This window comes from Aliivibrio finisterrensis (assembly GCF_008933155.1).
GTDB lineage: Bacteria > Pseudomonadota > Gammaproteobacteria > Enterobacterales > Vibrionaceae > Aliivibrio > Aliivibrio finisterrensis.
Genome location: NZ_WBVP01000014.1, coordinates 77,184 through 100,550, shown reverse-complemented (window position 1 = coordinate 100,550; position 23,367 = coordinate 77,184). Strand labels below are relative to the sequence as shown.

20 protein-coding genes and 1 tRNA gene are annotated in these 23,367 nt (G+C 39.8%); 8 read left to right on the top strand and 13 right to left on the bottom strand.

Annotated features, from left to right (window positions below):
• Positions 1-339 precede the first annotated feature (339 nt).
• The 5 genes from ychF to lolB all read right to left on the bottom strand — a co-directional run bounded on the left by ychF (position 340) and on the right by lolB (position 4,695).
• On the bottom strand, positions 340-1,431 hold the full coding sequence (ychF, locus tag F8B77_RS12825) for a redox-regulated ATPase YchF (RefSeq protein ID WP_130043073.1): 1,092 nt from the start codon (positions 1,429-1,431) through the stop codon (positions 340-342).
• 19 nt (positions 1,432-1,450) lie between these two features.
• Positions 1,451-2,041, bottom strand: coding sequence for an aminoacyl-tRNA hydrolase (gene pth, locus F8B77_RS12820; RefSeq protein WP_130043074.1), 591 nt, complete (start codon positions 2,039-2,041; stop codon positions 1,451-1,453).
• A 178-nt stretch (positions 2,042-2,219) separates the two neighbouring features.
• A complete protein-coding gene (locus tag F8B77_RS12815; protein WP_105055548.1) occupies positions 2,220-3,167 on the bottom strand; it encodes a ribose-phosphate pyrophosphokinase in 948 nt (315 codons plus the stop codon).
• Positions 3,168-3,205: 38 nt separating this feature from the next.
• A complete protein-coding gene (gene ispE / locus F8B77_RS12810) occupies positions 3,206-4,072 on the bottom strand; it encodes a 4-(cytidine 5'-diphospho)-2-C-methyl-D-erythritol kinase (RefSeq protein ID WP_151655628.1) in 867 nt (288 codons plus the stop codon).
• Positions 4,069-4,695, bottom strand: a complete 627-nt coding sequence (lolB, locus tag F8B77_RS12805) for a lipoprotein insertase outer membrane protein LolB (RefSeq protein WP_244298261.1) — start codon at positions 4,693-4,695, stop codon at positions 4,069-4,071. Before lolB ends, ispE begins: the two co-directional genes overlap by 4 nt.
• A gap of 167 nt (positions 4,696-4,862) precedes the next feature.
• On the opposite strand from lolB, the gene hemA reads away from it, so the two are divergent.
• From hemA to kdsA, 6 genes are read left to right on the top strand one after another with little or no spacing between them, the layout of a single operon-like run.
• Entirely contained in the window at positions 4,863-6,119 is a 1,257-nt protein-coding gene (gene hemA, locus F8B77_RS12800; RefSeq protein ID WP_151655627.1) for a glutamyl-tRNA reductase, read from the top strand.
• A 44-nt stretch (positions 6,120-6,163) separates the two neighbouring features.
• On the top strand, positions 6,164-7,252 hold the full coding sequence (gene prfA / locus F8B77_RS12795) for a peptide chain release factor 1 (RefSeq protein WP_130043076.1): 1,089 nt from the start codon (positions 6,164-6,166) through the stop codon (positions 7,250-7,252).
• The gene (prmC, locus tag F8B77_RS12790) at positions 7,252-8,118 is read left to right on the top strand and encodes a peptide chain release factor N(5)-glutamine methyltransferase (protein ID WP_151655626.1); all 867 of its coding nucleotides are present in this window, start codon (positions 7,252-7,254) and stop codon (positions 8,116-8,118) included. The genes prfA and prmC overlap by 1 nt, the downstream gene beginning before the upstream one ends.
• Positions 8,119-8,121: 3 nt before the next feature.
• Entirely contained in the window at positions 8,122-8,505 is a 384-nt protein-coding gene (locus F8B77_RS12785; RefSeq protein ID WP_130043078.1) for a SirB2 family protein, read from the top strand.
• A 2-nt stretch (positions 8,506-8,507) separates the two neighbouring features.
• Complete coding sequence (locus F8B77_RS12780; protein ID WP_151655625.1) at positions 8,508-9,320, top strand: SirB1 family protein; 813 nt, start codon at positions 8,508-8,510, stop codon at positions 9,318-9,320.
• A gap of 11 nt (positions 9,321-9,331) precedes the next feature.
• A complete protein-coding gene (kdsA, locus tag F8B77_RS12775) occupies positions 9,332-10,186 on the top strand; it encodes a 3-deoxy-8-phosphooctulonate synthase (RefSeq protein ID WP_130043080.1) in 855 nt (284 codons plus the stop codon).
• Between the two features lie 75 nt (positions 10,187-10,261).
• Here kdsA and cobA read toward each other — a convergent pair whose 3' ends face one another.
• The 5 genes from cobA to F8B77_RS12750 form a co-directional block, all read right to left on the bottom strand.
• Complete coding sequence (gene cobA / locus F8B77_RS12770; RefSeq protein ID WP_130043081.1) at positions 10,262-11,050, bottom strand: uroporphyrinogen-III C-methyltransferase; 789 nt, start codon at positions 11,048-11,050, stop codon at positions 10,262-10,264.
• A gap of 127 nt (positions 11,051-11,177) precedes the next feature.
• On the bottom strand, positions 11,178-11,996 hold the full coding sequence (locus F8B77_RS12765) for a formate/nitrite transporter family protein (protein WP_130086597.1): 819 nt from the start codon (positions 11,994-11,996) through the stop codon (positions 11,178-11,180).
• Between the two features lie 110 nt (positions 11,997-12,106).
• Positions 12,107-12,436, bottom strand: coding sequence for a nitrite reductase small subunit NirD (gene nirD, locus F8B77_RS12760; protein WP_130049273.1), 330 nt, complete (start codon positions 12,434-12,436; stop codon positions 12,107-12,109).
• A 17-nt stretch (positions 12,437-12,453) separates the two neighbouring features.
• The gene (gene nirB / locus F8B77_RS12755; RefSeq protein ID WP_151655624.1) at positions 12,454-15,015 is read right to left on the bottom strand and encodes a nitrite reductase large subunit NirB; all 2,562 of its coding nucleotides are present in this window, start codon (positions 15,013-15,015) and stop codon (positions 12,454-12,456) included.
• 297 nt (positions 15,016-15,312) lie between these two features.
• Positions 15,313-17,187: a methyl-accepting chemotaxis protein gene (locus F8B77_RS12750; protein WP_151655623.1), complete on the bottom strand. Its 1,875-nt coding sequence runs from the start codon at positions 17,185-17,187 to the stop codon at positions 15,313-15,315.
• Positions 17,188-17,581: 394 nt separating this feature from the next.
• Here F8B77_RS12750 and ushA point away from each other — a divergent pair, with 394 nt between their 5' ends.
• The gene (ushA, locus tag F8B77_RS12745) at positions 17,582-19,243 is read left to right on the top strand and encodes a bifunctional UDP-sugar hydrolase/5'-nucleotidase UshA (RefSeq protein ID WP_167512818.1); all 1,662 of its coding nucleotides are present in this window, start codon (positions 17,582-17,584) and stop codon (positions 19,241-19,243) included.
• Between the two features lie 47 nt (positions 19,244-19,290).
• Here ushA and smrA read toward each other — a convergent pair whose 3' ends face one another.
• A complete protein-coding gene (gene smrA / locus F8B77_RS12740) occupies positions 19,291-19,875 on the bottom strand; it encodes a DNA endonuclease SmrA (protein WP_151655622.1) in 585 nt (194 codons plus the stop codon).
• Between the two features lie 201 nt (positions 19,876-20,076).
• On the opposite strand from smrA, the gene F8B77_RS12735 reads away from it, so the two are divergent.
• Positions 20,077-20,153, top strand: a tRNA-Pro gene (locus F8B77_RS12735).
• Positions 20,154-20,304: 151 nt separating this feature from the next.
• Here F8B77_RS12735 and F8B77_RS12730 read toward each other — a convergent pair.
• Both F8B77_RS12730 and F8B77_RS12725 read right to left on the bottom strand, forming a co-directional pair.
• Positions 20,305-20,739, bottom strand: coding sequence for a DUF411 domain-containing protein (locus F8B77_RS12730; RefSeq protein WP_151655621.1), 435 nt, complete (start codon positions 20,737-20,739; stop codon positions 20,305-20,307).
• Positions 20,740-20,845: 106 nt separating this feature from the next.
• Positions 20,846-23,359, bottom strand: coding sequence for a copper-translocating P-type ATPase (locus tag F8B77_RS12725; protein WP_151655620.1), 2,514 nt, complete (start codon positions 23,357-23,359; stop codon positions 20,846-20,848).
• Positions 23,360-23,367 lie beyond the last annotated feature (8 nt).

Here is a 23,367-nt window from a genome sequence, read left to right as displayed (position 1 = left end):
TGATGTGCTCTAACCAGCTGAGCTAAGTAGCCAAGTTGTTTCTTTATTTCTAACTTGTCTCTCTTCCGTCTTATCGGTGAGGACGGAGCGCATTATGCGTATCAGAGGCTTATGCGTCAATACTTTTTTGAAAAAAATATGAAATCTTTGATTGTTCGAACGGAATTTAATCAAAGCGTACTTTTTATATGCAAATAAGAGTGAATAAGAACAAAAGGATAGGGATAAGAGTTGAAAACAAGAGGTGGTACTGATGATCAGTGAGAAGAATAATAGCTTTTAACTGTTTGAAATATAGACAAGTAATAAAAAGGCCAGCAAATTTGCTGGCCTTTTTTATTATACGTTGAAGCGGAAATGCACTACATCACCATCTTTAACGATGTAATCTTTTCCTTCTAGGCGCCATTTGCCGGCTTCTTTAGCGCCGCTCTCGCCACTAAATTCAATAAAGTTATCATAGCCAACAACTTCTGCACGGATAAAGCCTTTTTCAAAGTCTGTGTGGATCTTACCTGCAGCTTGTGGTGCAGTTGCTCCTACTGGGATAGTCCAAGCGCGAACTTCTTTTACACCCGCAGTAAAATACGTTTGTAGAGTTAGTAGTTCGTAACCAGAGCGGATCACTCGGTTTAGGCCTGGTTCTTCGATGCCCATATCAGCAAGGAATTCTTCGCGATCTTCATCATCTAGTTCAGAAAGCTCAGATTCAATAGCTGCACATACTGGAACAACTACGTTGTTTTCTTTTTCTGCGTATTCACGAACCATATCTAGGAATGGGTTGTTTTCAAAACCATCTTCACTAACGTTAGCAATATACATTGTAGGTTTTAGTGTTAAGAAATTCAGGTAAGAAACAGCTGCGATTTCTTCTTTTGCTAGTTCAACAGTGCGAGCCATTCCACCTTCTGTGAATACAGGCAGCAGTTTTTCAAGTACTGAGATTTCAAACTTAGCGTCTTTATCGCCACCTTTTGCTTTCTTCGTTTGACGGAAGATTGCACGTTCACATGAATCTAAATCAGCTAGAGCAAGCTCAAGGTTGATGATCTCGATATCTTCAATCGGTGAGATTTTACCTGCTACGTGAATGATGTTTTCATTTTCAAAACAACGAACAACATGGCCAATAGCGTCTGTTTCACGGATGTTTGCTAGGAATTTATTACCTAGACCTTCACCTTTAGATGCACCAGCTACAAGACCTGCGATATCAACGAATTCCATTGTCGTTGGAAGAATACGCTCTGGATTTACGATTTTAGCTAATGCGTCTAAACGTAGATCTGGAACAGGAACCACACCTGTGTTTGGTTCAATTGTACAGAAAGGGAAGTTTGCCGCTTCAATTCCCGCTTTAGTTAGTGCGTTAAACAGTGTTGACTTACCAACGTTTGGAAGACCAACGATTCCGCATTTAAAACCCATGATGTAAACCTTATCTGTGTTATTCAGCTTTGAATGTGTGTAAACGATTTTGTGCTTTACTTAATCCATCTTTAAGCAATATATCTAAACAGCGTGTAGATTCATCTACAGCAGCATCGATTAACTCTTGCTCTTTGGTAGGCGCTTTTCCTAAAACAAAACCGGCAACTTTATCTTTGTGGCCAGGGTGGCCAATACCAATACGGAGTCGATAGAACTCTTTCGTATTGGCTAATTTAGTAATGGTATCTCGTAAGCCATTATGACCTCCGTGACCACCACCTTTTTTGAATTTTGCTACCCCAGGAGGGAGATCTAGCTCATCATGAGCAACTAAAATCTCTTCTGGTTTTATTTGGTAAAACTTAGCTAGTGAAGCAATCGCTTTACCTGATAAATTCATAAATGTTGTTGGAATTAATAAGCGAAGATCCTGGCCATTGCTTTGGATCCTACCTGTTAATCCGAAGAACTTAGCTTCTTCTCGCAGTGAAACGTTGTGCATACGAGCGAGCTCTTCGACGACCCATGCCCCTGCATTATGGCGAGTTCTTTTATACTCAAGACCAGGGTTTGCTAGTCCAACAAGAAGTTTGATTTGATTACTCAAAGACTTATCTCTCTATTTGGATACCAATATCATTAATAAACTTATTCGTATAAAAGAAACGAAAGAAAATTAATGGTATTAGTATGTCCCATTAAAAAGGCGCGCCATATTAACACAAGAAATCCAAATACAAAAACGCCCCGCATATAGCAGGGCGTTTGAATAGATTTTTGTTTGATTAGTGATCAAACATTGCAGAGATTGACTCTTCATTGCTGATACGACGAATCGCTTCAGCTAGCATGCGAGAAAGGCTTAGTTCAGTTACTTTGCCTGTTGCTGCCATTTCTTTAGATAGAGTAATCGAGTCAGTAACCACAACTTGGTCTAATACCGAGTTTGCAATGTTTTCTGCTGCTGAACCAGAGAATACAGCGTGAGTTGCATAAGCAAATACACGTTTAGCACCGCGTTCTTTAAGTGCTTCAGCTGCTTTACATAATGTACCGCCAGTATCGATCATGTCATCAACGATAACACAGTCACGACCGTCAACATCACCAATAAGGTTCATTACTTCTGATACGTTTGCACGTGGACGACGTTTATCAACGATAGCGATATCAACATCACCTAATGCTTTTGCTGTTGCGCGAGCACGAACAACACCACCTAGGTCAGGAGAAACAACAACTGGATTTTCTAGACCACGAGTGCGCATGTCATCAAGCAGTACAGGAGTTCCGAAGATGTTGTCTACTGGTACGTCGAAGAAACCTTGAATTTGTTCAGCGTGAAGGTCGATAGTTAAAACGCGGTCAACACCAACGTTTGAAAGCATATCAGCAATAACTTTTGCAGTGATTGGTACACGAGCAGAACGTACGCGACGATCTTGGCGAGCATAACCAAAGTATGGGATTACCGCAGTGATACGGCCAGCAGAAGCACGACGAAGTGCGTCGATCATTACTACTAATTCCATGATGTTGTCATTAGTAGGGGCACATGTAGATTGAATGATGAAAACATCACTACCACGTACATTCTCGTTAATTTGAACAGCTACTTCGCCGTCAGAAAAACGATCGACAGTAGCGTCACCAAGTGAAATGTATAGTCGATCAGCGATACGTTGCGCTAGTTCAGGAGTTGCATTACCAGCAAATAGCTTCATGTCAGGCACGGTGGAAACCTCAGGGTTGCGTCCAAATTGTGAGAATTTTATATTTTGCATAATGATTTATACTCTTCCAGTTTGTGGTTGAGTGGCGAAGTATTCATACCTCGAGTGATAAATCCGGTTGCATTATCAGGGATTAAGGAATAAACCTCTTGTGCTTCTTTTTCGCTGTTAAATTCAGCAAAAACACAAGCGCCTGTTCCGGTTAATCTTGATGGCGCATATTCTAACAGCCATGAAAGTTGGTAATCAACCTCTGGATACACACTTCTGACAATTTTTTCGCAATCGTTTTCGTATGGGGCATCTAAAAGTGCATTAAGTGACTGTTTTGGTGTATTTCTAATCAAATCAGGGTGGGTGAAGACATCAACGGTTGCAATGCTTACGTTTGGCTTAATTAATACGTACCATAACTCTTTAGGGGTGGCGGGTTGTAATTTTTCGCCAACACCTTCTGCAAATGCAGAAAAACCGTGAACAAAGATAGGGACATCTGCCCCCAATCTTACGCCTAACTCACTAAGCGTATTGTTGGGCAAATTCAACTGCCAAAGGAAATTCAAAGCAACTAAAACCGTTGCAGCATTAGAAGAACCACCACCGATACCTCCTCCCATAGGAAGTACTTTTTCTATTTCGATATGAGCACCGAGTACGGATGAAGTATGCTGCTGGAGAAGAGTTGCTGCTTTCCAGATCAAATTATCTTCTGTTTTAACTCCCGGGATATCTGGAGATAAGGTGATTTTACCGGTCTTATTAGGCGTAATAGTTAGGTAGTCACATAAATCGATGAACTGAAATAGAGTTTGAAGTTCATGATAGCCATTTTCTTGTTGGCCATTAATATAAAGAAATAAGTTGAGTTTCGCAGGAGAAGGCCAGCGAGTAGAGGTATTTATCATTGAGAAACAATCCAATTTGAAGCAATGATTTTAATTGTGGTGTTTTGTTGAGTAAGCGTCATTGAATTTGGCAATAGGAGCTGTTCATTATCGCTATAGCTGTTATAGCGTAGATGCCAGTTAGTTTGTCCAACCTGCTTTGATAAGTGCTTTATGGTATTTAATTCATTTAATTGAAAGTCATCAGCTGCGGTAGGTAATCCTTTTATCCAATCACCAAGATAAGCAATCGGCATATTAAGACCTGTGAGACCGTAGATAAGTCGCCCAGGGTCTGTACCTTCAAAAGTTTGGTCGTCTCCCGTTTCTACAATGGTATTGCTTTGATTCATTGAAACTTTGAGAACCGTTTGGCCTAAAAATGTGGTTAATAACAGCTCACGATTGTCTTGGTTTTGAGTCCATTGGAAATTTAAGCTATGACGTTGTTCTGGGGATTTATAGCCAATTTTCCCAGTGACTTTATACTCAGTTATTTCTTGTAGTTTAGTTTGATGTTTATTCCAATTAGTCGATTGTTGTGGCGTTAAAGGAACACTAGAACAAGCACTCAGAAAAAGAGTAAAGATAAGAACAACTAATGGAAAGCGAGTAAAATGAGGAAGCGTCATTAAAAATCTCATGTTTAATCTAAAGTAGGTATCAGATTGTAGCAAATTGTTTGAATATTTGGATACAAATAGTGCTTATTGCTCACTAATTTCTCTCCTGATAGCCCCTATGCCTTTTAAAATTGGGCGGCATCAAGTAAAATCCGCCCTTGTTATTTTTTTATTGGTCTGTTTGCCGAATGTCATTGCTTGTTATTGGAATCAATCATACATCAGCCTCAGTTGATTTACGTGAGAGAGTTGCTTTCTCTCCAGATAAATTAACTAGAGCATTAGATGAACTAAAAAACAGTGATGCGATTCAAAGCGGCGTGATTTTATCGACTTGCAATCGAACTGAAATCTATTGCGAAGTGAAAATGGGGATCAGTAGTGGCTATGTTATTAACTGGTTAGCTGAATTTCACGATGTTTCTTTAGAGCTGTTGATGCCAAGCATCTATGTTTATGAAGAACAAGCGGCGGTAAAACATTTAATGCGTGTTTCTTGTGGCTTAGATTCATTAGTATTAGGTGAGCCACAGATTTTAGGTCAAGTAAAAAAAGCCTTCGCTGATGCGCGTGAGCGTAATGCAGTAGAGGGGACTATTGAAAAACTATTTCAAAGTGATTTTTCTGTAGCCAAACGGGTCAGAACAGAAACTAATATTGGCGGTAATGCGGTATCTGTTGCTTATGCCGCTTGTATTTTAGCTCGTCAAATTTTCGAATCCCTTGCTGAGTCAACGGTCCTTTTGGTTGGGGCAGGCGAAACCATTGAGTTAGTTGCTAAGCATTTAGATGCTGCCGGTTGTAAAAAATTGATTGTGGCTAACCGAACTCGCGAAAGAGCTATGGGGCTTGCAGAGCAATTTAATGCGGATGTTATTAGTCTTCCAGAAATCCCAGAACATTTATCAAAAGCCGATATTATTATCAGCTCTACCGCTAGCCCATTGCCAATTATTGGTAAAGGGATGGTTGAAAGCGCTTTAAAGCAACGCAAACATCAGCCAATGTTGTTTGTCGATATTGCGGTCCCTCGTGATATTGAGGGAGAAGTGGCTGAGTTAAATGATGCCTATCTGTATTCTGTTGATGATCTTAAGTCGATCATCGATCACAACATCGAGCAACGAAAAATTGAAGCGATTCAAGCCGAAGCTATTGTCAGCGAAGAAAGTGCAAGCTTCATGACTTGGATCCGCTCGCGTCAAGCCGTTAAAAGTATTCGTGAATACCGTGATAATTCAGAAACGATTCGAATTGAGTTATTGCAAAAAAGTATCCAAGCGCTCGCTTCTGGTCAAAATGCAGAAAAAGTTTTGGCAGAATTAAGTAATAAATTAACCAATAAACTCATTCATGCACCAACACTTGCTATGCAGAAAGCCGCCAAAAATGGTGAGTCAGAAAAACTTACTCTGATACGTCAAAGTATTGGTCTAGACAACTAAGTGTAGCATTCGCTACCAACATAAAGAAAAGAATAAATACTATTATGAAAGCATCAATTCGAGTAAAACTAGAAACGCTGGTTGAGCGTTATGAAGAAGTTCAGCATTTATTAGGTGATCCTGGCGTTATTGGTGATCAAAATAAATTCCGAGCTTTATCGCGTGAATATTCTCAACTAGAAGAAGTAACACAGTGCTTCCAAGCGTACGAACAAGCTCAAGAAGATTTAGTTGCTGCTGAAGAAATGGCGCAAGAAGATGATGCTGAAATGCGCGAAATGGCGCAAGAAGAGATTAAAGAAGCTAAGGAAGCTATTGAGCGCCTTACTGATGAGTTGCAAGTGCTTTTATTACCAAAAGATCCAAACGATGAACGTAACTGTTTCTTAGAAATTCGTGCGGGTGCGGGTGGTGATGAAGCCGGTATCTTTGCTGGTAACCTTTTTCGCATGTATTCACGTTTTGCAGAGAAAAAGGGCTGGCGCATCGAAGTCATGAGCTCGAATGTTTCTGAGCAAGGTGGCTTTAAAGAAATGATTGCAAAAGTAAGCGGTGATGGCGCTTATGGCGTACTGAAATTTGAATCAGGTGGTCACCGTGTGCAACGTGTACCAGAAACAGAATCTCAAGGTCGTGTACATACCTCAGCATGTACTGTTGCGGTAATGGCTGAAATCCCAGAAGCGGATCTTCCTGAAATCAAAGCAGCAGATTTAAAAATTGATACCTTCCGTGCATCAGGCGCGGGTGGTCAGCACGTTAACACCACTGATTCAGCAATCCGTATTACTCACTTACCAACAGGTACGGTTGTTGAGTGTCAGGATGAGCGTTCACAACATAAAAACAAAGCAAAAGCGATGTCGGTTCTTGCTGCTCGTATTATTCAAGCTGAACAAGCTCGTCGTGCTGAAGCAGTATCTGATACGCGTCGTAACTTATTAGGTTCTGGTGACCGCTCTGATCGTATTCGTACTTACAACTACCCACAAGGTCGTGTTTCTGATCACCGTATCAACTTAACTATCTACCGCTTAAACGAAGTGCTAGAAGGTGACTTAGCTTCGCTGATTGAACCTGTTGTTCTTGAGTATCAAGCAGACCAACTTGCTGCATTAGCTGAAAATAACTAATGAGCTTATCTATTGAAGCGTTGCTGAAACGCTCAATTCAATCATTAGCTCTTGAGGGGAGTGATTCCCCTCAAGTTGATGCTGCTGTGCTGTTGTGTCATGTTCTTGATAAGCCAAGAAGTTATTTACTTACTTGGCCAGAAAAAGTGGTATCAGACGAAGAGCTGAGTAATTTTGATGCTTTACTAGAACGACGTCTTGCTGGTGAACCTATTGCTTATATTGTGGGATATCGTGAATTCTGGTCATTACCACTTAAAGTATCACCAACAACACTGATCCCAAGACCGGATACAGAGCGTTTAGTTGAAGTTGCTTTAGATCTTCTTACTGAGTCGTCTAGTCGTGTCTTGGATTTAGGGACAGGTACTGGAGCTATTGCTCTTGCGATTGCCTCTGAGCTGCCAAAACTGAAGGTAATGGGTGTCGATTATCAAGATGATGCGGTTGAATTAGCAAGAAGAAACGCAAAAGATAATCACATTACTAATACTGAATTTCGGCAGGGCAGTTGGTTTACTCCAATTTCTCAGGAAGACCAATTTGATATTATAGTCAGTAACCCTCCTTATATTGACGGTAATGATCCTCATCTATCTCAAGGTGATGTACGATTTGAGCCTCAAACGGCCTTGGTAGCAGAGCAAGAAGGCTTTGCTGATTTACTTCATATTATTGATCACAGTCGTCAATATCTTATTGATAACGGCTGGTTATTAATGGAGCATGGCTTTGAGCAAGGTAATCAATTACGTGATTACTTTATCGAGTATGGCTTCATTAATGTTAAAACAGAGAAAGATTATGCTGGCAATGACCGAGTAACCTTGGGTCAATGGACAGTAAACACAGAGAATAAAGGATAATTCATGTATACCGCTGTTAAACACATTCATCTATTTATGATCGCTTGTAGCGTATTATTATTTGTCGTTCGTTACGTATTGATGATGGTTGATTCAGACCTTCGCAATAAAGCGTTTTTAAAGCGAGTGCCTCACGTTGTTGACTCTGCAATGCTATTGAGTGGTATTGCGCTTATCTTTATTACTGGGTTTATTCCATTTACAGGTTCAGCGCCTTGGTTAACAGAAAAACTAACGTGTGTAATGGTTTATATCGCTTTAGCTTTTGTCACGCTAAACAATGGTAAAAATAAAGTATTTAAGACCTTTGCTTTTCTTGGCGCGTTAGGCTGGCTAATGGTTGCAGCTAAGATAGCCGTGACTAAAGTGCCAACATTTCTGGGGTAATCATGTTGCAGTTATTTGGTGAAAATTTAGAAAGCTTGAGTCTTGTTGAAGGCGCTTTAGCACTTAATGTTGCTATTAATCCAAGCATACAAAAGCAATGGGTTGACACCAAACTGCAAGAAATGTGCGTAGAAGCAGAGCAAGTATTAGCTCATGAACTCAATGACGAACAACGTTTAGAGCGGTTACTTCAACTTTTTTATGTTGAATGGGGGTATCAAGGTGATATTTATACCTACTTTAACTCTGAAAACGCGTTTATTGATCATGTGATTGATACTAAAAAAGGCATTCCAGTTACTTTGGGTGCTCTATTTTTATATCTTTGTAACTATGTAAACCTTCCTGTCAGCGCTATCAATTTCCCAACTCAACTCGTTTTAAGAGTGGATTGGCCAAATCAGGAAACTCGCTATATAAATCCGTTTGATGGTCAGTATATCGGTGAGCATTTAATGACGGCTTGGTTAATCGGTTACGGTGGTCCGTTAGCAAAAATTTTGCCGGTACACCTTGAGTCGATTGATAATGTGACCTTAATTGGGCGTTTACTTGCGGTGATTAAAACGGCTTGTATTCGAGAGAAAAAATTTGCGTTTGCATTAATATGCAGTGATTTGGCACTGACTATGGTGCCGGATGATCCATTTGAAATTCGTGATAGAGGATTAATCTATCAACAACTACACTGTAATGAAGTTGCAAAAAGCGATTTAGAATATTTTATTGAGCAGTGCCCAAATGATCCATCAGTGCTATTGGTGAAAGAGCAAGTTCAACTGTTATTACAACAACATCCTACCGTTCTCCATTAAGAGTGAAGATAATGCAAAATCAAAAAACAGTAAAAATTGGCAATATCGATGTCGCAAATGATAAGCCGTTTACCTTATTTGCAGGTATGAACGTATTAGAATCTCGTGATCTTGCAATGCAAATCTGTGAGAAGTACGTAGAAATCACTGATAAATTAGGCATTCCTTACGTATTTAAAGCGTCTTTTGATAAAGCAAACCGTTCTTCAATTCATTCATACCGCGGCCCTGGTATGGAAGAAGGTTTAAAAATATTCCAAGAATTGAAAGATACTTTTGGCGTTAAAATTATTACGGATATTCATACAGAAGCACAAGCTCAGCCTGTAGCTGATGTGGTGGATGTTATCCAACTACCTGCTTTTCTTGCTCGTCAAACAGACTTAGTTGAGACGATGGCAAGAACTGGTGCTGTGATTAACGTTAAGAAACCACAGTTTATGAGCCCAGATCAAGTAGGCAATATTGTTGATAAGTTTGCAGAGTGTGGGAATGAAAATATCATTCTTTGTGAGCGTGGTTCGTGCATGGGTTACGACAACCTAGTGGTTGATATGCTTGGTTTTGGTGTAATGAAAAAAGCGTCAAATGGTAGCCCAATCATCTTTGATGTAACGCATTCTCTACAGAACCGAGATCCAAGTGGTAAAGCGTCTGGCGGCCGTCGTTCACAAACCGTAGAACTTGCAAAAGCGGGTTTAGCGACAGGTATTGCAGGCCTATTTATTGAAGCGCATCCGAATCCAGATAAAGCACTGTGTGATGGTCCTTCTGCATTACCACTAGATCAACTAGAACCTTTCTTGAAACAAATGAAAGCGCTAGATGATTTAATTAAAGGTTTTGAGCACATCGATATTAAATAATATTGAGAGTAGCTAGATAAATTAAAGCCCAAGAGAGATAACTTTCTTGGGCTTTTTTGTGTTTGGTTTAAATGCTTATTCAGTATCTGCTGAGTTTGGTGAAAACCAATCTAGTTTTTTATGTAATGTCGTTACACTACCCACAACAATTAATGACGGGCTAATGGCTTTTTTTGCCATTTGAGCTAATTCTGAAATGGTACCTGTAAATACTTTTTGTTTTTGTGTTGTACCACGCTCAATAATAGCACAAGGCGTATCTGCCGCTAATCCATGCTCAATTAACTGGGTTGAAATGTGTGGGGATTGTTTTAATCCCATATAGAAAACCAAGGTATTGTTTGAACGAACCAAGGCATCCCACTCAATTTCAGCACCATCTTTTTGTACGTGCGCAGTTATAAACTGGACACTTTGTGCATGATCTCGATGGGTAAGGGGAATACCAGCATAAGAGGTAGCCCCAGCGGCAGCAGTAATACCAGGAATTACTTCAAATTGAACCCCATTTTCAGCCAGGGTTTCTAACTCTTCACCGCCTCGACCAAAGATAAATGAATCGCCACCTTTAAGACGCACAACACGTTTACCTTCTTGCGCTTTATCTACCAGTATTTGGTTTATTTTATCTTGTGGGACGAAATGAAAGTCAAGTTTCTTACCAACATAAATCATTTCTGCTTTATCGTTCGCAAGCGCTAAAATTTCTTTGGATACAAGGCGGTCATAAACAAGAACATCAGCGTCTTTAATTAAGCGATAACCTTTCATGGTTAATAATTCAGGATCACCAGGACCTGCGCCAACAAGAGAAACAAGTCCGGTTTGTTTGTGCTGCTCAGATTGAGCTTGAATACTTGGCATAATAGATTCCTGCATTATGTTTTTATTTTACTCTAGTATGTAAGAGTCGATAAAAAAAATCACCCTTAATACTTGATTAAGAGTGATTTAATTTGAATGAGTTATAACTAACTTTATTCGTTACTAATTACTTAGCATCCAATGACGGTGCTGTTTTTGCGTGAGTAAGATAAAGAGGAATACAAGTAAATAGTAGGCCGCCAACAATATTACCTAAAATAGTAGGGATAAGGTTGAAGTTCAACCATGTAGCGATACCGAAATCAGCACCAAGAATCATACCTAGTGGGAATAGGAACATGTTTACTACTGTGTGCTCAAATACTAGTGCGAAGAAGATGAAGATTGGGAACCACATCATTGCTACACGGCCAGACACTGTGCGAGCTGTCATATTACCAATCACACCTAAACATACCATTAGGTTACAGAAAATAGCGCGGACAAAACACGTGATCCAACCATCCATGCCCATATTTTCAAAGCCTAAGCTACGGCCTGTCGATACAGCGATAAACTTCTTCGCGACCGCGTTTAACTCTAAAGAGAAGTTACCTGTTAGAGAAACCGCAACAAGATAAGCAACAATTAATGAACCAATAAGGTTACCTAGACCAACAAGACCCCAGCAGCGGAAAATACGACCCCAAGTAATGCCAGGACGGTTATCAAATTTTGCCAATGGAGCAAGACCAAACACACCCGTTACTAGGTCATAGCCCATTACACTCAAAATAACAAAACCAACAGGGAAGACAAGTGCACCAACGATACCAACACCAGTTTGTACAATGGTCGTAATAGCAACTACCACCGCCAGAGATAAAATAATACCAGCCATTGTGCTTCGTATTAGAAGATCTCGAGTGCTTGTTTTTACTTTTGCTTCACCAACATTAATCATGGTTTGTACAAATTCTGCTGGTTTAAAGTCAATAGTAGACATGAATGTGTCCTTATAAAAAATTAAAGTTTAAATTGAATAGTGAAAGACTCGCTGGTTCTCAACTGTTGATAAACAGCAAGCCTTTAAGCTATTAAATCTAACGTAAGTAACTAAGCTGAGATTTCTACTGCACCTTTAGTAACACGAGTTTTATATGCTTTAACGTTAAATTGCTCATCTTCCATGCACACACCTGTAGTAAGGTTAAAGCGCTGTTTCTTTAGAGGACTAGCCACCCAAAGCTCACCTTGGTGTTCAACAATTAAACCACGTGATAAAACATTTGATTGGAAGTAAGGGTCAGTATTACTGATTGCCAGTACGTCTTCGCCTTTTGATGGACGAAACACGGCAACTTGCTCACCATTAACAAGAGCACAAACCCCTGTACCTGGAATGATATCTTCTAGTTGACAGATTTTTACGAATTTAGAAGTCATAATTAACTCTCTCGCTCTTATTCAGTTGCTGCTACGTGTAGGATGTCACCCTTTGCTTCTGGGTGTTTTTCAGTAAAAGTTGCTGGGCGGTGTTGTTCACGGCCATCAGAAACAAACACAACATTCTCATCACGCTCATCAGCATTGATAAAGTGAGCAAAACGCTTAAGTTGAGTTTCGTCGTTAATTGTATCTGTCCACTCACATGCAAAGTTGTTCACTAATTTTGCTACATCCAGTTCCAGTTGCTCGTTGATACCCAGTTTGTTATCTACGATGACTTCACGTAGGTAATCCACGCCGCCTTCTAGGTTATCCATCCATACCGATGTACGTTGTAGTGGTGCAGCCGTACGAATGTAGAACATCATGAAACGATCGATATATTTGATAAGTGTTTCTTGGTCTAAATCGCTTGCCAGTAAGTCCGCGTGACGAGGTTTCATACCACCGTTACCACATACATACATGTTCCAACCTGCGTCAGTTGCGATAATACCTAAGTCTTTACCTTGGGCTTCGGCACACTCACGAGTACATCCAGACACGCCGAACTTCATCTTATGAGGAGTACGGATGCCTTTATAACGGTTCTCGATCATTACGCCTAGGCCTACAGAGTCTTGAACACCGTAACGACACCACGTTGAACCAACACATGTTTTAGCCATGCGAAGTGCTTTTGCGTAAGCTTGACCAGTCTCGTAACCAGCCGCGATTAACTTCTTCCAGATTGCTGGTAAGTCATCTTTTTGAGCGCCAAATAGACCGATACGCTGTGCGCCTGTAATTTTGGTGTACAGGTTGTATTCTGCTGCAACATCAGCAAGAACGCTTAGTGCTTGAGGTGTTACTTCGCCACCCGCCATGCGAGGGATAACAGAGTAAGAACCGTCTTTTTGGATATTACCTAAGAAGTTATCGTTGGTATCGTGCAGTTTTACTAGTTCAGGTTTAAGGATGTGCTCACCCCAGCAAGAAGCAAGGATAGAACCAGCAAGAGGTTTACATACTTCACAACCGTAACCTTTACCGTATTTTTCTAGAAGTTCATCAAACGTTTTGATTTCTTCGATACGAATAAGGTGGAATAGCTCTTGGCGAGAATAAGCAAAGTGTTCACACACGTCACTCTTAACTTCGATACCAGACTTTGCTAATTCTGCATTAAGTACAGAGGTAACTAGAGGGATACAGCCACCACAGCCGGTACCAGCGCCTGTTACCGCTTTAATATCAGCCATTGTATGATGACCATCTGCAACCGCTTGAGCGATTTTGCCTTTGGTTACATCAAAGCATGAACAGATAACCGCAGATTCAGGAAGCGAGTCAGCACCTAGTGTTGGTTTTTCTGCGCCAGCGTGTGCTGGTAGAATAAGAGCGTCAGGGTGTTCTGGTAGGTCGATTTCATTCAGCATAAGTTGCAGAAGATCGCCATAGTCAGATGTGTCTCCCACCATTACCGCACCAAGTAGCTTCTTGTTGTCTTCAGAAACGATAAGACGCTTGTAAACTTCTTGTTCTTCATTTTGGTAAACGTAGCTCTTACAACCAGGAGTGCGACCATTAGCATCACCGATAGAGCCAACTTTAACGCCAAGCAGTTTTAGTTTTGCAGACATGTCTGCGCCTTGAAACTTACTGTCATTACCTAAAATGTGGTCAACGGCAACTGTTGCCATTTTATAACCAGGAGCAACCAAGCCATAGAAGGTTTGATTCCAAGAAGCACATTCCCCAATTGCGTAAATGTTCTTATCGGTAGTTTGGCAGTTATCATTGATTTCGATACCGCCACGAGGAGCAATACCAAGACCCATTTGACGAGCCAGTTTATCTTGAGGACGAATACCTGCAGAGAATACGATAAAATCTGCTTCTAATTCAGTACCATCAGCAAAACGCATGACATTACGTGCATCTTTTCCTTCAGGTACAATTTCAAGTGTATTTTTGCTCGTGTGAACATTAACACCCATGCGTTCGATTTTTTGACGAAGTTGGTTGCCACCAGCAAGATCAAGTTGTTCTGCCATTAATTTCGGTGCAAATTCAACAACGTGAGTCGTTACACCAAGTGCTTTTAATGCACCAGCTGCTTCAAGGCCTAATAGACCACCACCAACAACGACACCATTTTTACTGTTTTTTGCCGTCGCTTCGATAGATTTAAGATCTTCAATCGTGCGATAAACAAAACAATCTTTACCATCGTTCCCTTTAATTGGTGGAACGAATGGGTAAGAACCCGTTGCAAGAACCAGTTTGTCGTATTGAATCTCACGGCCAGTGCTTGAGTAAACGGTTTGTTTTTCACGATTGATATTAATAGCACGCTCACCAAGTAAAACATTGATGTTGTGCTTTTCGTAGAATCCTTCTTTTACAAGAGAAAGTTCATCTGCAGTATGATGAGAAAAATAAGAAGAAAGGTGAACACGGTCGTACGCGACACGAGGCTCTTCACAAAACACTGTGATGTCCATGGTTTGAACGTCGGTTTTATCTACTAAATCTTCGATATAGCGATGACCAACCATGCCATTACCGATGATGACTAACTTCATCTTGCTCATAAGGATTCCTATTATCTTTGATATATAGATATGATGAATTATGAATGAATATGTCGATATGACGTGGATCAATTACGAAATAAAACTACACTAAAGGGGTAGTTGAAGTGGTGGGTTGTCATTTTTTGTTATTTAATCAATTGCTTGTGTGTAGCACGTAACTATTGTGTGTTGTTTTTTTACAATATCTAACAGAATTAATTTCTTTTTGGTCGGTTTTATCTTTGTTTTCTGAAAAAAAAAGACAGAATGTGAAGTTACATTCTGTCTTTATTAGAGGGAAGGTTTCTTATGAGTTTACAATTTGAATCGATCTATTTCTTGTTTTAACTCATTTGAAAGTTCAGATAGTCCTGAAGCTTGGATCACTGATTGTTTTGTTTCTTCTGTTAATTCATTTGATACATCGCGTACGGCTTCAGTATTACGTGTGATTTCTTCTGTTACTGAGGATTGTTCTTCTGCCGCCGCCGCAATTTGAGCGGCCATATCACTTATTTGAGTTACTGAATTCGTAATTTGCAGCAAACTTGCTGATGCTGACTGTGCATCTTCGACACTAGTATTGGCGAGATTTTGGCTATCTTCCATAATCCCTACGGCTTTTTGTGTTGTTCCTTGCAGTGTTTCAATCATCTGCTGAATTTCTTGAGTCGAGGCGTGAGTGCGTTGACTTAAAATTCGAACTTCATCTGCAACCACAGCAAAACCACGACCTTGTTCACCTGCACGTGCTGCTTCAATTGCGGCATTTAGTGCGAGTAAGTTTGTTTGTTCGGCAATGTTTTGAATGGTAGAAAGAATAGTGTTGATGTTTTGAGCGTTGTGGTGGAGTTCTTCAATAACCCCTGTTGCTGTTTCAACTTCTTTTGCAAGGTTATCAATAGAGTGCTGGCTTTGACTCACTTGCTTAGCACCATGATTTGATGCCGTAACTGTTTCTTCTGCTGTTTGTGCAGTGTTATCCGCATTACTTGCAATTTCTTGAGTTGCTGCAGCCATTTCATTAATAGCGGTGGCAACCATATTGATCTCATCCATTTGGTGCTGGATTCGTACATTACGCTCTTCAGCACCCTCAGCTGTAGAGTTTGCTTGATTTGCTAGCGTCACTGAAATATCACGCAAACGGCAAACCATTGAGTGCATATTACCAACAAAAGTATTGAAATTAATAGCAAGCTGACCTACTTCATCATCACTATGTGGTTCTAAGCGTTGAGTTAAATCGCCTTCACCCGATGATATTTCTGCTAATGCGTTTGAAACTCGGATTAGGTCTTTAAATAAAAGATTAACTAGCATTGTTACGCCAATAGCGACAATAACAGTTAATACAATACTTAATAAAATGATTTCACGAAGAAGGGCTGAGTGACCTGCTTCTTCAGTTGCTTGTATCATTTCAACTGCAAACGTCCAATTGGTATTTGGTACTTTTGCAAAATATACTAACTTATTGTCTCCATTAATTTCAGCAAGTTCGATAGTGTTTTTGTTGATTGATTCTTGAATACTCTGTGGAGTCATATCAGAAAAGTAGTTATTCACTTCTTTTTTGATTAATGATTTGTTTGGATGGGCTAAGAAAGTGCCGTCACTGTCTATCAGCATAGTGATAGTGTCTTTACCTGCATCTAAGCTAATAACATCATCGATTAATTGATCGATCAGTACGTCTGCACCAATTACGCCAAGAAAAGTTCCATTTTTGTAAACTGGCTCAGCAATAGTTACTAATAGTGATTGAGTGATGGCATCTTGGTAAGAGGAAGTGATGATTTGTTTATTTTCGCGCTGGGCTTCTTGATACCAAGGGCGTTGACGAGGATCATAATCAGCACGATTACGTTCAGGGTGAGAGCGGTGCATTTCTCCAGTAGGGGTACCAAAGAAAATATCATCAAATCCACCAGCATTACGACTTAACTGCAGAAATGAAATAATATTTTCTGTTTGAGTGTAGTCATTAGTGGCATGTGCGATTTCAGCTTTAATTGAAATCCAATTTGAGATCCCCGTAGTTGCTGCAGAAGTAACACTTTCAGCGCGAGAGGATACCCCGTTGCGAGTCTGTTCGAATAATTGGCTTGAAGCAAGCCAAGTTAATGCGGATGCAGTAATTAGGACAGCGAGTACACTTGCACCTATTAGCTTATGTTTTAGTTTCATTATACTATCTAAATCCATGGGTTAATTTTGCTAAAAAATAGTGCCTACTATTAATTTTTTATAAGGTCTAATTCGTTATCGGAAAAGACATACAAAACTTAACTAATTTTATCTAAAACATATAAAAATATTTATCATATTAACGATAAATATTTTTTGCCTTGTAACTTATTGACAGAGTAATGGTTTGCCTTGTGTGTTTAGTACCCAGTTGTTTTTGGTTTCATTATTTATTAGCAATTTATGAGTTATTTTTAGTGATCTAACAGACATATTTATGAAATCAATGTGAGAGTAAAACGTAATTCTTTTAAACTTGGTCAGGTTATTGGATTGAACCACTCGTAATTGATTGATTTGGTCTAGTTTATCCCCCTTGAATGAATGGTGAAACATGATGGAACGTCTTTCTCTAAAAACAGCGATTGCTGCTGCATTAGTTACAACGCTAGCAGGTTGTGCAACAACAACTGAGCATGCATGGCAAGAAGATACTACGTATAAGCTAACGGTATTACATACAAACGATAACCACGGTCGTTTTTGGCAGAATAAATACGGCGAGTATGGCATGGCGGCTCGTAAAACGCTGATTGATGAGTTACGTGCAGATGTCCAAGCACAAGGCGGTAGTGTGCTTCTTCTTTCTGGTGGTGATATTAATACGGGTGTTCCTGAATCAGATCTTCAGGATGCAGAACCTGATTTTAAAGGCATGAACAAAATTGGTTATGATGCAATTGCCCTTGGTAACCATGAATTTGATAATCCATTAGATGTACTACAAAAGCAGATTGATTGGGCTGAATTCCCTATGTTATCAGCGAACATCTATGATAAGACAACGGGTGAGCGTAAATATCAAGCTTACGAAATCTTTGAAAAACAAGGTATTAAAATTGCTGTTGTTGGTTTTACGACTGAAGATACCGCTAAAATTGGTAACCCAGAATACATCGGTGATCTAGAGTTCCGTGATCCTAAAGCAGAAGCTAAAAAAATCATTGCAGAGCTAGAAGTAAATGAGAAGCCGGATCTTATTTTTGCAGTAACGCATATGGGTCACTATGAAAATGGCCAACGTGGTATTAACGCTCCTGGTGATGTTGCTCTAGCTCGTTCACTTGAGCTTGGTGAACTAGACATGATTGTGGGCGGTCACTCACAAGAGCCAGTATGTATGGAAGGCCCAAATGTGGCTAAGAAAAATTTCAAACCAGGTGACGAGTGTAAGCCAGACCAGCAAAATGGTACTTGGATTGTTCAAGCGCACGAGTGGGGTAAATACGTAGGTAAAGCTGATTTCGAATTCCGTAATGGCGAATTAGAGATGGTAAGTTACGATCTTATTCCTGTGAACTTAAAGAAAAAAGTGAAAATCGACGGTAAAAAACAGCGTGTATTTATCCAAGATGAGATTGAACAAGATCCTGAATTACTTGCATTCTTAAAACCATATCAAGAAAAAGGTCAAGGACAGTTGAATGTGAAAATCGCATCAACTAATGGAAAGTTAGAGGGGGACCGCAATGTGGTTCGTTTCCAACAAACAAACCTAGGTCGTTTAATTGCTACATCACACATGATTCGTGCAAAAGCTGATTTTGCTGTAATGAACTCAGGTGGGGTGCGTGATTCAATTGAGATGGGCGATGTAACCTATAAAGACGTGTTAACAGTTCAACCGTTTGGCAACATTGTCACTTATGCAGATATGACAGGCCAAGAAGTGTTGGATTACTTAAATGTTGTCGCAACAAAGCCTGTTGATTCTGGTGCTTATGCTCAATTTGCTGGCATTAAGATGACAGTTGAGAATGGTAAAGTATCAAATGTATTTATTGGTGGTAAGCAATTACGTCTAGATAATACATACCGCTTTACTGTACCAAGTTACAATGCAGCAGGTGGTGATGGTTACCCTAAAATTTCAGATCACCCAGGTTATGTAAATACAGGTTTTGTTGATGCCGAAGTACTTAAAGAGTTCTTAGAAACAAATAGCCCAATTGATGTGAATGAATTTGCACCTCGTGGTGAGATTGTTTATAAATAAGCGCTAATGTTTATATGAAAAAGCCTCCAAAATTTTGGAGGCTTTTTTTATGAGCTGCGTTTTTGATGCTTTTCTCTATTATCTAACTTTTTAGTTTCACTTTTTCTAAGTAGCACATAAACAGCACCAGTTCCGCCATGTTGTGTTTTTGCTGAGTGAACACACATGACTTCTTTTATTTGTGGTAGCCATTGAGCAACATGGCTTTTAATTAAAGCAGGAGGATTGGATTTAGCTCCTTTGCCATGAACAATAACGGCAAAACGGATATCCATTTTTTGACATTGCTTTAAAAAATGTAAGATCTCATCTCTGGCCTGTTTTAGCGTTCGTTTATGCAGATCTAAGCGTGCTTGAATATCATACTTACCTAAACGAACTTTTCGATAGACTCCATCTTGCATGCCGTCACGTTTGTATTCAATCACATCATCAGGTTGCAATAAAATCGCGGTATCTAAAGATAAATAATCTGAGTCTGTTTCAGCTAAAGCTTGTGCAGCTTCTTTTCTTGCTTGTTGAGATTCATTTGCCTTATGCGGAGATGAAGTAGGAAGCACTGTATCTTGTGTAATTGGTTTTATATCGCCCATCATTTCTTGAAATAGTGATAATTTATCAGAATGTGGCATAAAGAATCCTTGAAACGATCATATAATATTGGGTAGATTATAATTATTATGCGTAGTTTTATTAAACGAATATTGAATAAATCCATGTATTTGATGAATTAATAAGCGAACAAATTAAAAAATGAAAATAATGCTTGTCAAAAAAATCCTGAGCAGTATTATAGCCCTCGTTGACACGGATAATGTCTTTAGTTAACAGCTCGGTGAATAGCGCAGCTTGGTAGCGCATCTGGTTTGGGACCAGAGGGTCGGGGGTTCGAATCCCTCTTCACCGACCACTTTTAAGAAAGCTGCATCAGAAATGATGCGGCTTTTTTGCATTTTAACCAGCTACCAGCTAGGATGATCAGCTGTTTACTACGATTGGTATAAATGGTGTTGGTATCATTCAACACCGTTTATGATTCACCTCAATCTATCGATAAGACCCTAATTATGGGTATTAAATAACGCTAATTTTCCATTCTCTTTAAATGCAACCACTTGGTATTTATCTTTTTGATCACCATATTCCATGCCAGGAGAACCGATTGGCATTCCAGGAACAGCGAGACCTTTAAAATCTCTAGGCTCGGCTAAGAAGTTTTTAATATCTGATGCCGGGATATGTCCTTCAAATACATAACCATCGATAACTGCGGTATGACAAGAAGCAAGACGTGGTTCTACGCCCAGTTTTTGTTTTATTGGGTTCATGTTTTCGTGATCTTCAATTTTTACGTTAAATCCATTGTCTTCCATATGTTCTACCCATTCAGTGCAGCAGCCACAATAGGGGGATTTATAGGTCATTACTTCAGTAGTAGCAAAGGCCGAGGTACTAAATAAAACAAATGGAAGTAAAGCTAATTTAAAGTTTTTCATAGTGGGTTTTCCAAAGGTTATTTTGAATTAGGTGATAGCCAAAACCAGTAGATAATGGCAATAATTAGAGCAATACCAATTAGATTAATCATGCGATGCTCCTTTATTATTTATGAGTAACTCGTTGAGAACGAGGAGTAAATAGTCGTAGTCGGTTAGCATTAGTCACGACAGTAATTGAAGATAACGCCATTGCAGCCCCTGCAACCACTGGGCTTAATAACATCCCTGTAAATGGAAATAAAATGCCCGCAGCAATAGGAATGCCGACAGTGTTATAGACAAAAGCACCAAATAAATTCTGTTTCATGTTTTTTATTGTGGCTTTAGATAACTCTATAGCGCTTACAGCGGTGAGTAGTGAGTGGTTCATCAACGTAAGATGAGCGCTTTCAATCGCCACATCACTACCATTACCCATGGCGATGCCAACCTCCGCTTGTGCGAGAGCAGGGGCATCATTAATACCATCACCAATCATGGCAACTTTTTTGCCTTGGTTTTGTAAGGTTTGAATCGCCTGAGCTTTTCCATCAGGAAGAACCCCTGCAATCACTTGGGTAATTCCCAGTTCTTTTGCAACGTATTGAGCGGTTTCTTTACGATCGCCAGTAAGCATAACCACATCAATACCAAGTTGAGTTAATTGTTCAATAGCTAACGATGAGTCTGTGCGAATGGAATCGCTGACTTCGATAACCCCAATACACTCACCTTTACTGGCGACATACAGTGGTGTTGCTGATGGTGAAATAGTTATGGTTGGTATATCAATACTGTTTTCCATTAGATAAGTATGATTACCAATATAAACCGTATCACTATTAACCAGAGCAGAAGCCCCTAATCCTAGTTGAGCGATAAATTCACTACTGTCGATAATAGGCCAAGTATTGTTCTCTAAATGGCTTATAACTGCTTGAGCTAAAGGGTGTTCAGAGTGGCTTTCAACCGCTGCAGCTAATGAAGTAACATGCATTTCTGAATGATGATTAAAAGCAGTCACTTTGGTTACTGTTGGTTTACCTTCGGTTAATGTTCCGGTTTTATCAACAACAACAGTATCGATTGTGCTTGCGGTTTGAAGCACATCAGCATCCTTGATTAAAGCGCCAAACTCGGCGGCCTTACCTATACCTACCGTTACTGACATTGGTGTAGCAAGACCAAGAGCACAAGGACAGGCAATAATCAGTACCGTTGTTGCAACAACCAGCATGTAACTAGAGGTAGGTTCTGGCCCAAAGTTATACCAAATTAAAGCAGATATGATCGCAATGATCATCACGCTTGGGACAAATACCGATGATATTTGGTCAGCTAATTTTGCCAATTTAGGTTTACTGCTTTGAGCATTGCGAACCATTAAAATAATACGAGCTAACATGGTGTGCTCACCCACGTTTGTTGCTATGAAAGTAAAACTACCTTGTTGGTTAATGGTGCCAGCATGAACGGTATCATCTTTGGATTTTAAACAAGGCAGAGGTTCACCTGTTAGCATTGCTTCATCTAGGTAACTCTCACCATTAACAATGGAACCATCAACAGGGATTTTTTCACCGGGTTTGATTTTAATGATCATTCCTTGAATCACTTGAGTAATTGGCAGGGTTATTTCTTGGCCATTTTGTAATACGGTTGCGGTTTGTGGCTGAAGATCTAACAGTTTTTCTATTGCAGTAGAGGTGCGATTACGAGCTTTAGTTTCTATTAAATTTCCAAGCGTAATTAAACCCAAGATCATTGCCGTTGCTTCAAAATAAACATGACGAGCTTGCAGTGGAAAAAACTCAGGATAGATAACCAGAGCCATAGAATAAAGCCAAGCAGAGCCGGTTCCCAATGCGACCAAGGTGTCCATAGTTGCTCTGTGGTGGGTAAAGGCTTTCCATGCGTTCACATAGAAATGCTTACCGGCAGTGAGTAGTAAACCTAAGCAAATTAAACCTATAAGCCCCCAAGCCAATTGGTCATTTACTGTGGTGATTTGCATATTTCCACCAAAGACACCCCAAAGCATTAATGGTGCACCTATGATAAGAGAGATGATGGTGTGTTTTTTATGTGTGGCAATGGTTTTTAAGAATAACTCTTTTTGTCTAGCACGACGTTGGTCTTCATTTAAACTTAATTCTGCACCATAGCCACCAGCTTCAATTGCTTGAATTAGTTCTGTTACGTTGATATTGCCGTGAATAAGAGCGGTTCTCTCAGCCAAATTAACGGTTACTGATTCTACATGACCCACTGTTGAAATGATGCTTTCTACAGAAGCGACACAACTGGCACAAGTCATTCCTGATAGTATTAATTGAGTTGTTTTATCATCTATCGTGGGAGTTGGCTTGGTCGTTTTGATAATCGGCTTAGTCTGTTTATTTGAGTCTTGTTTACTATCAGAATTCAGTGACGCCGTGTTTGCTTCAGGAACAAAATAGCCAAGCTTCTCAATAATATCTACGATGCTTTGATAAGGAAGTGTTGTTATCAGAGTTAATTCTGTTTTGGTTACTGAGTATTGAGATATGTTTGGGTTATTAGCAAGTTCTTGTTCAACCTTTGCTATGCAACGACCGCAGTTTAATCCTGACAGTGGAAGAGTAAATTCCTGACTCATAATAACCT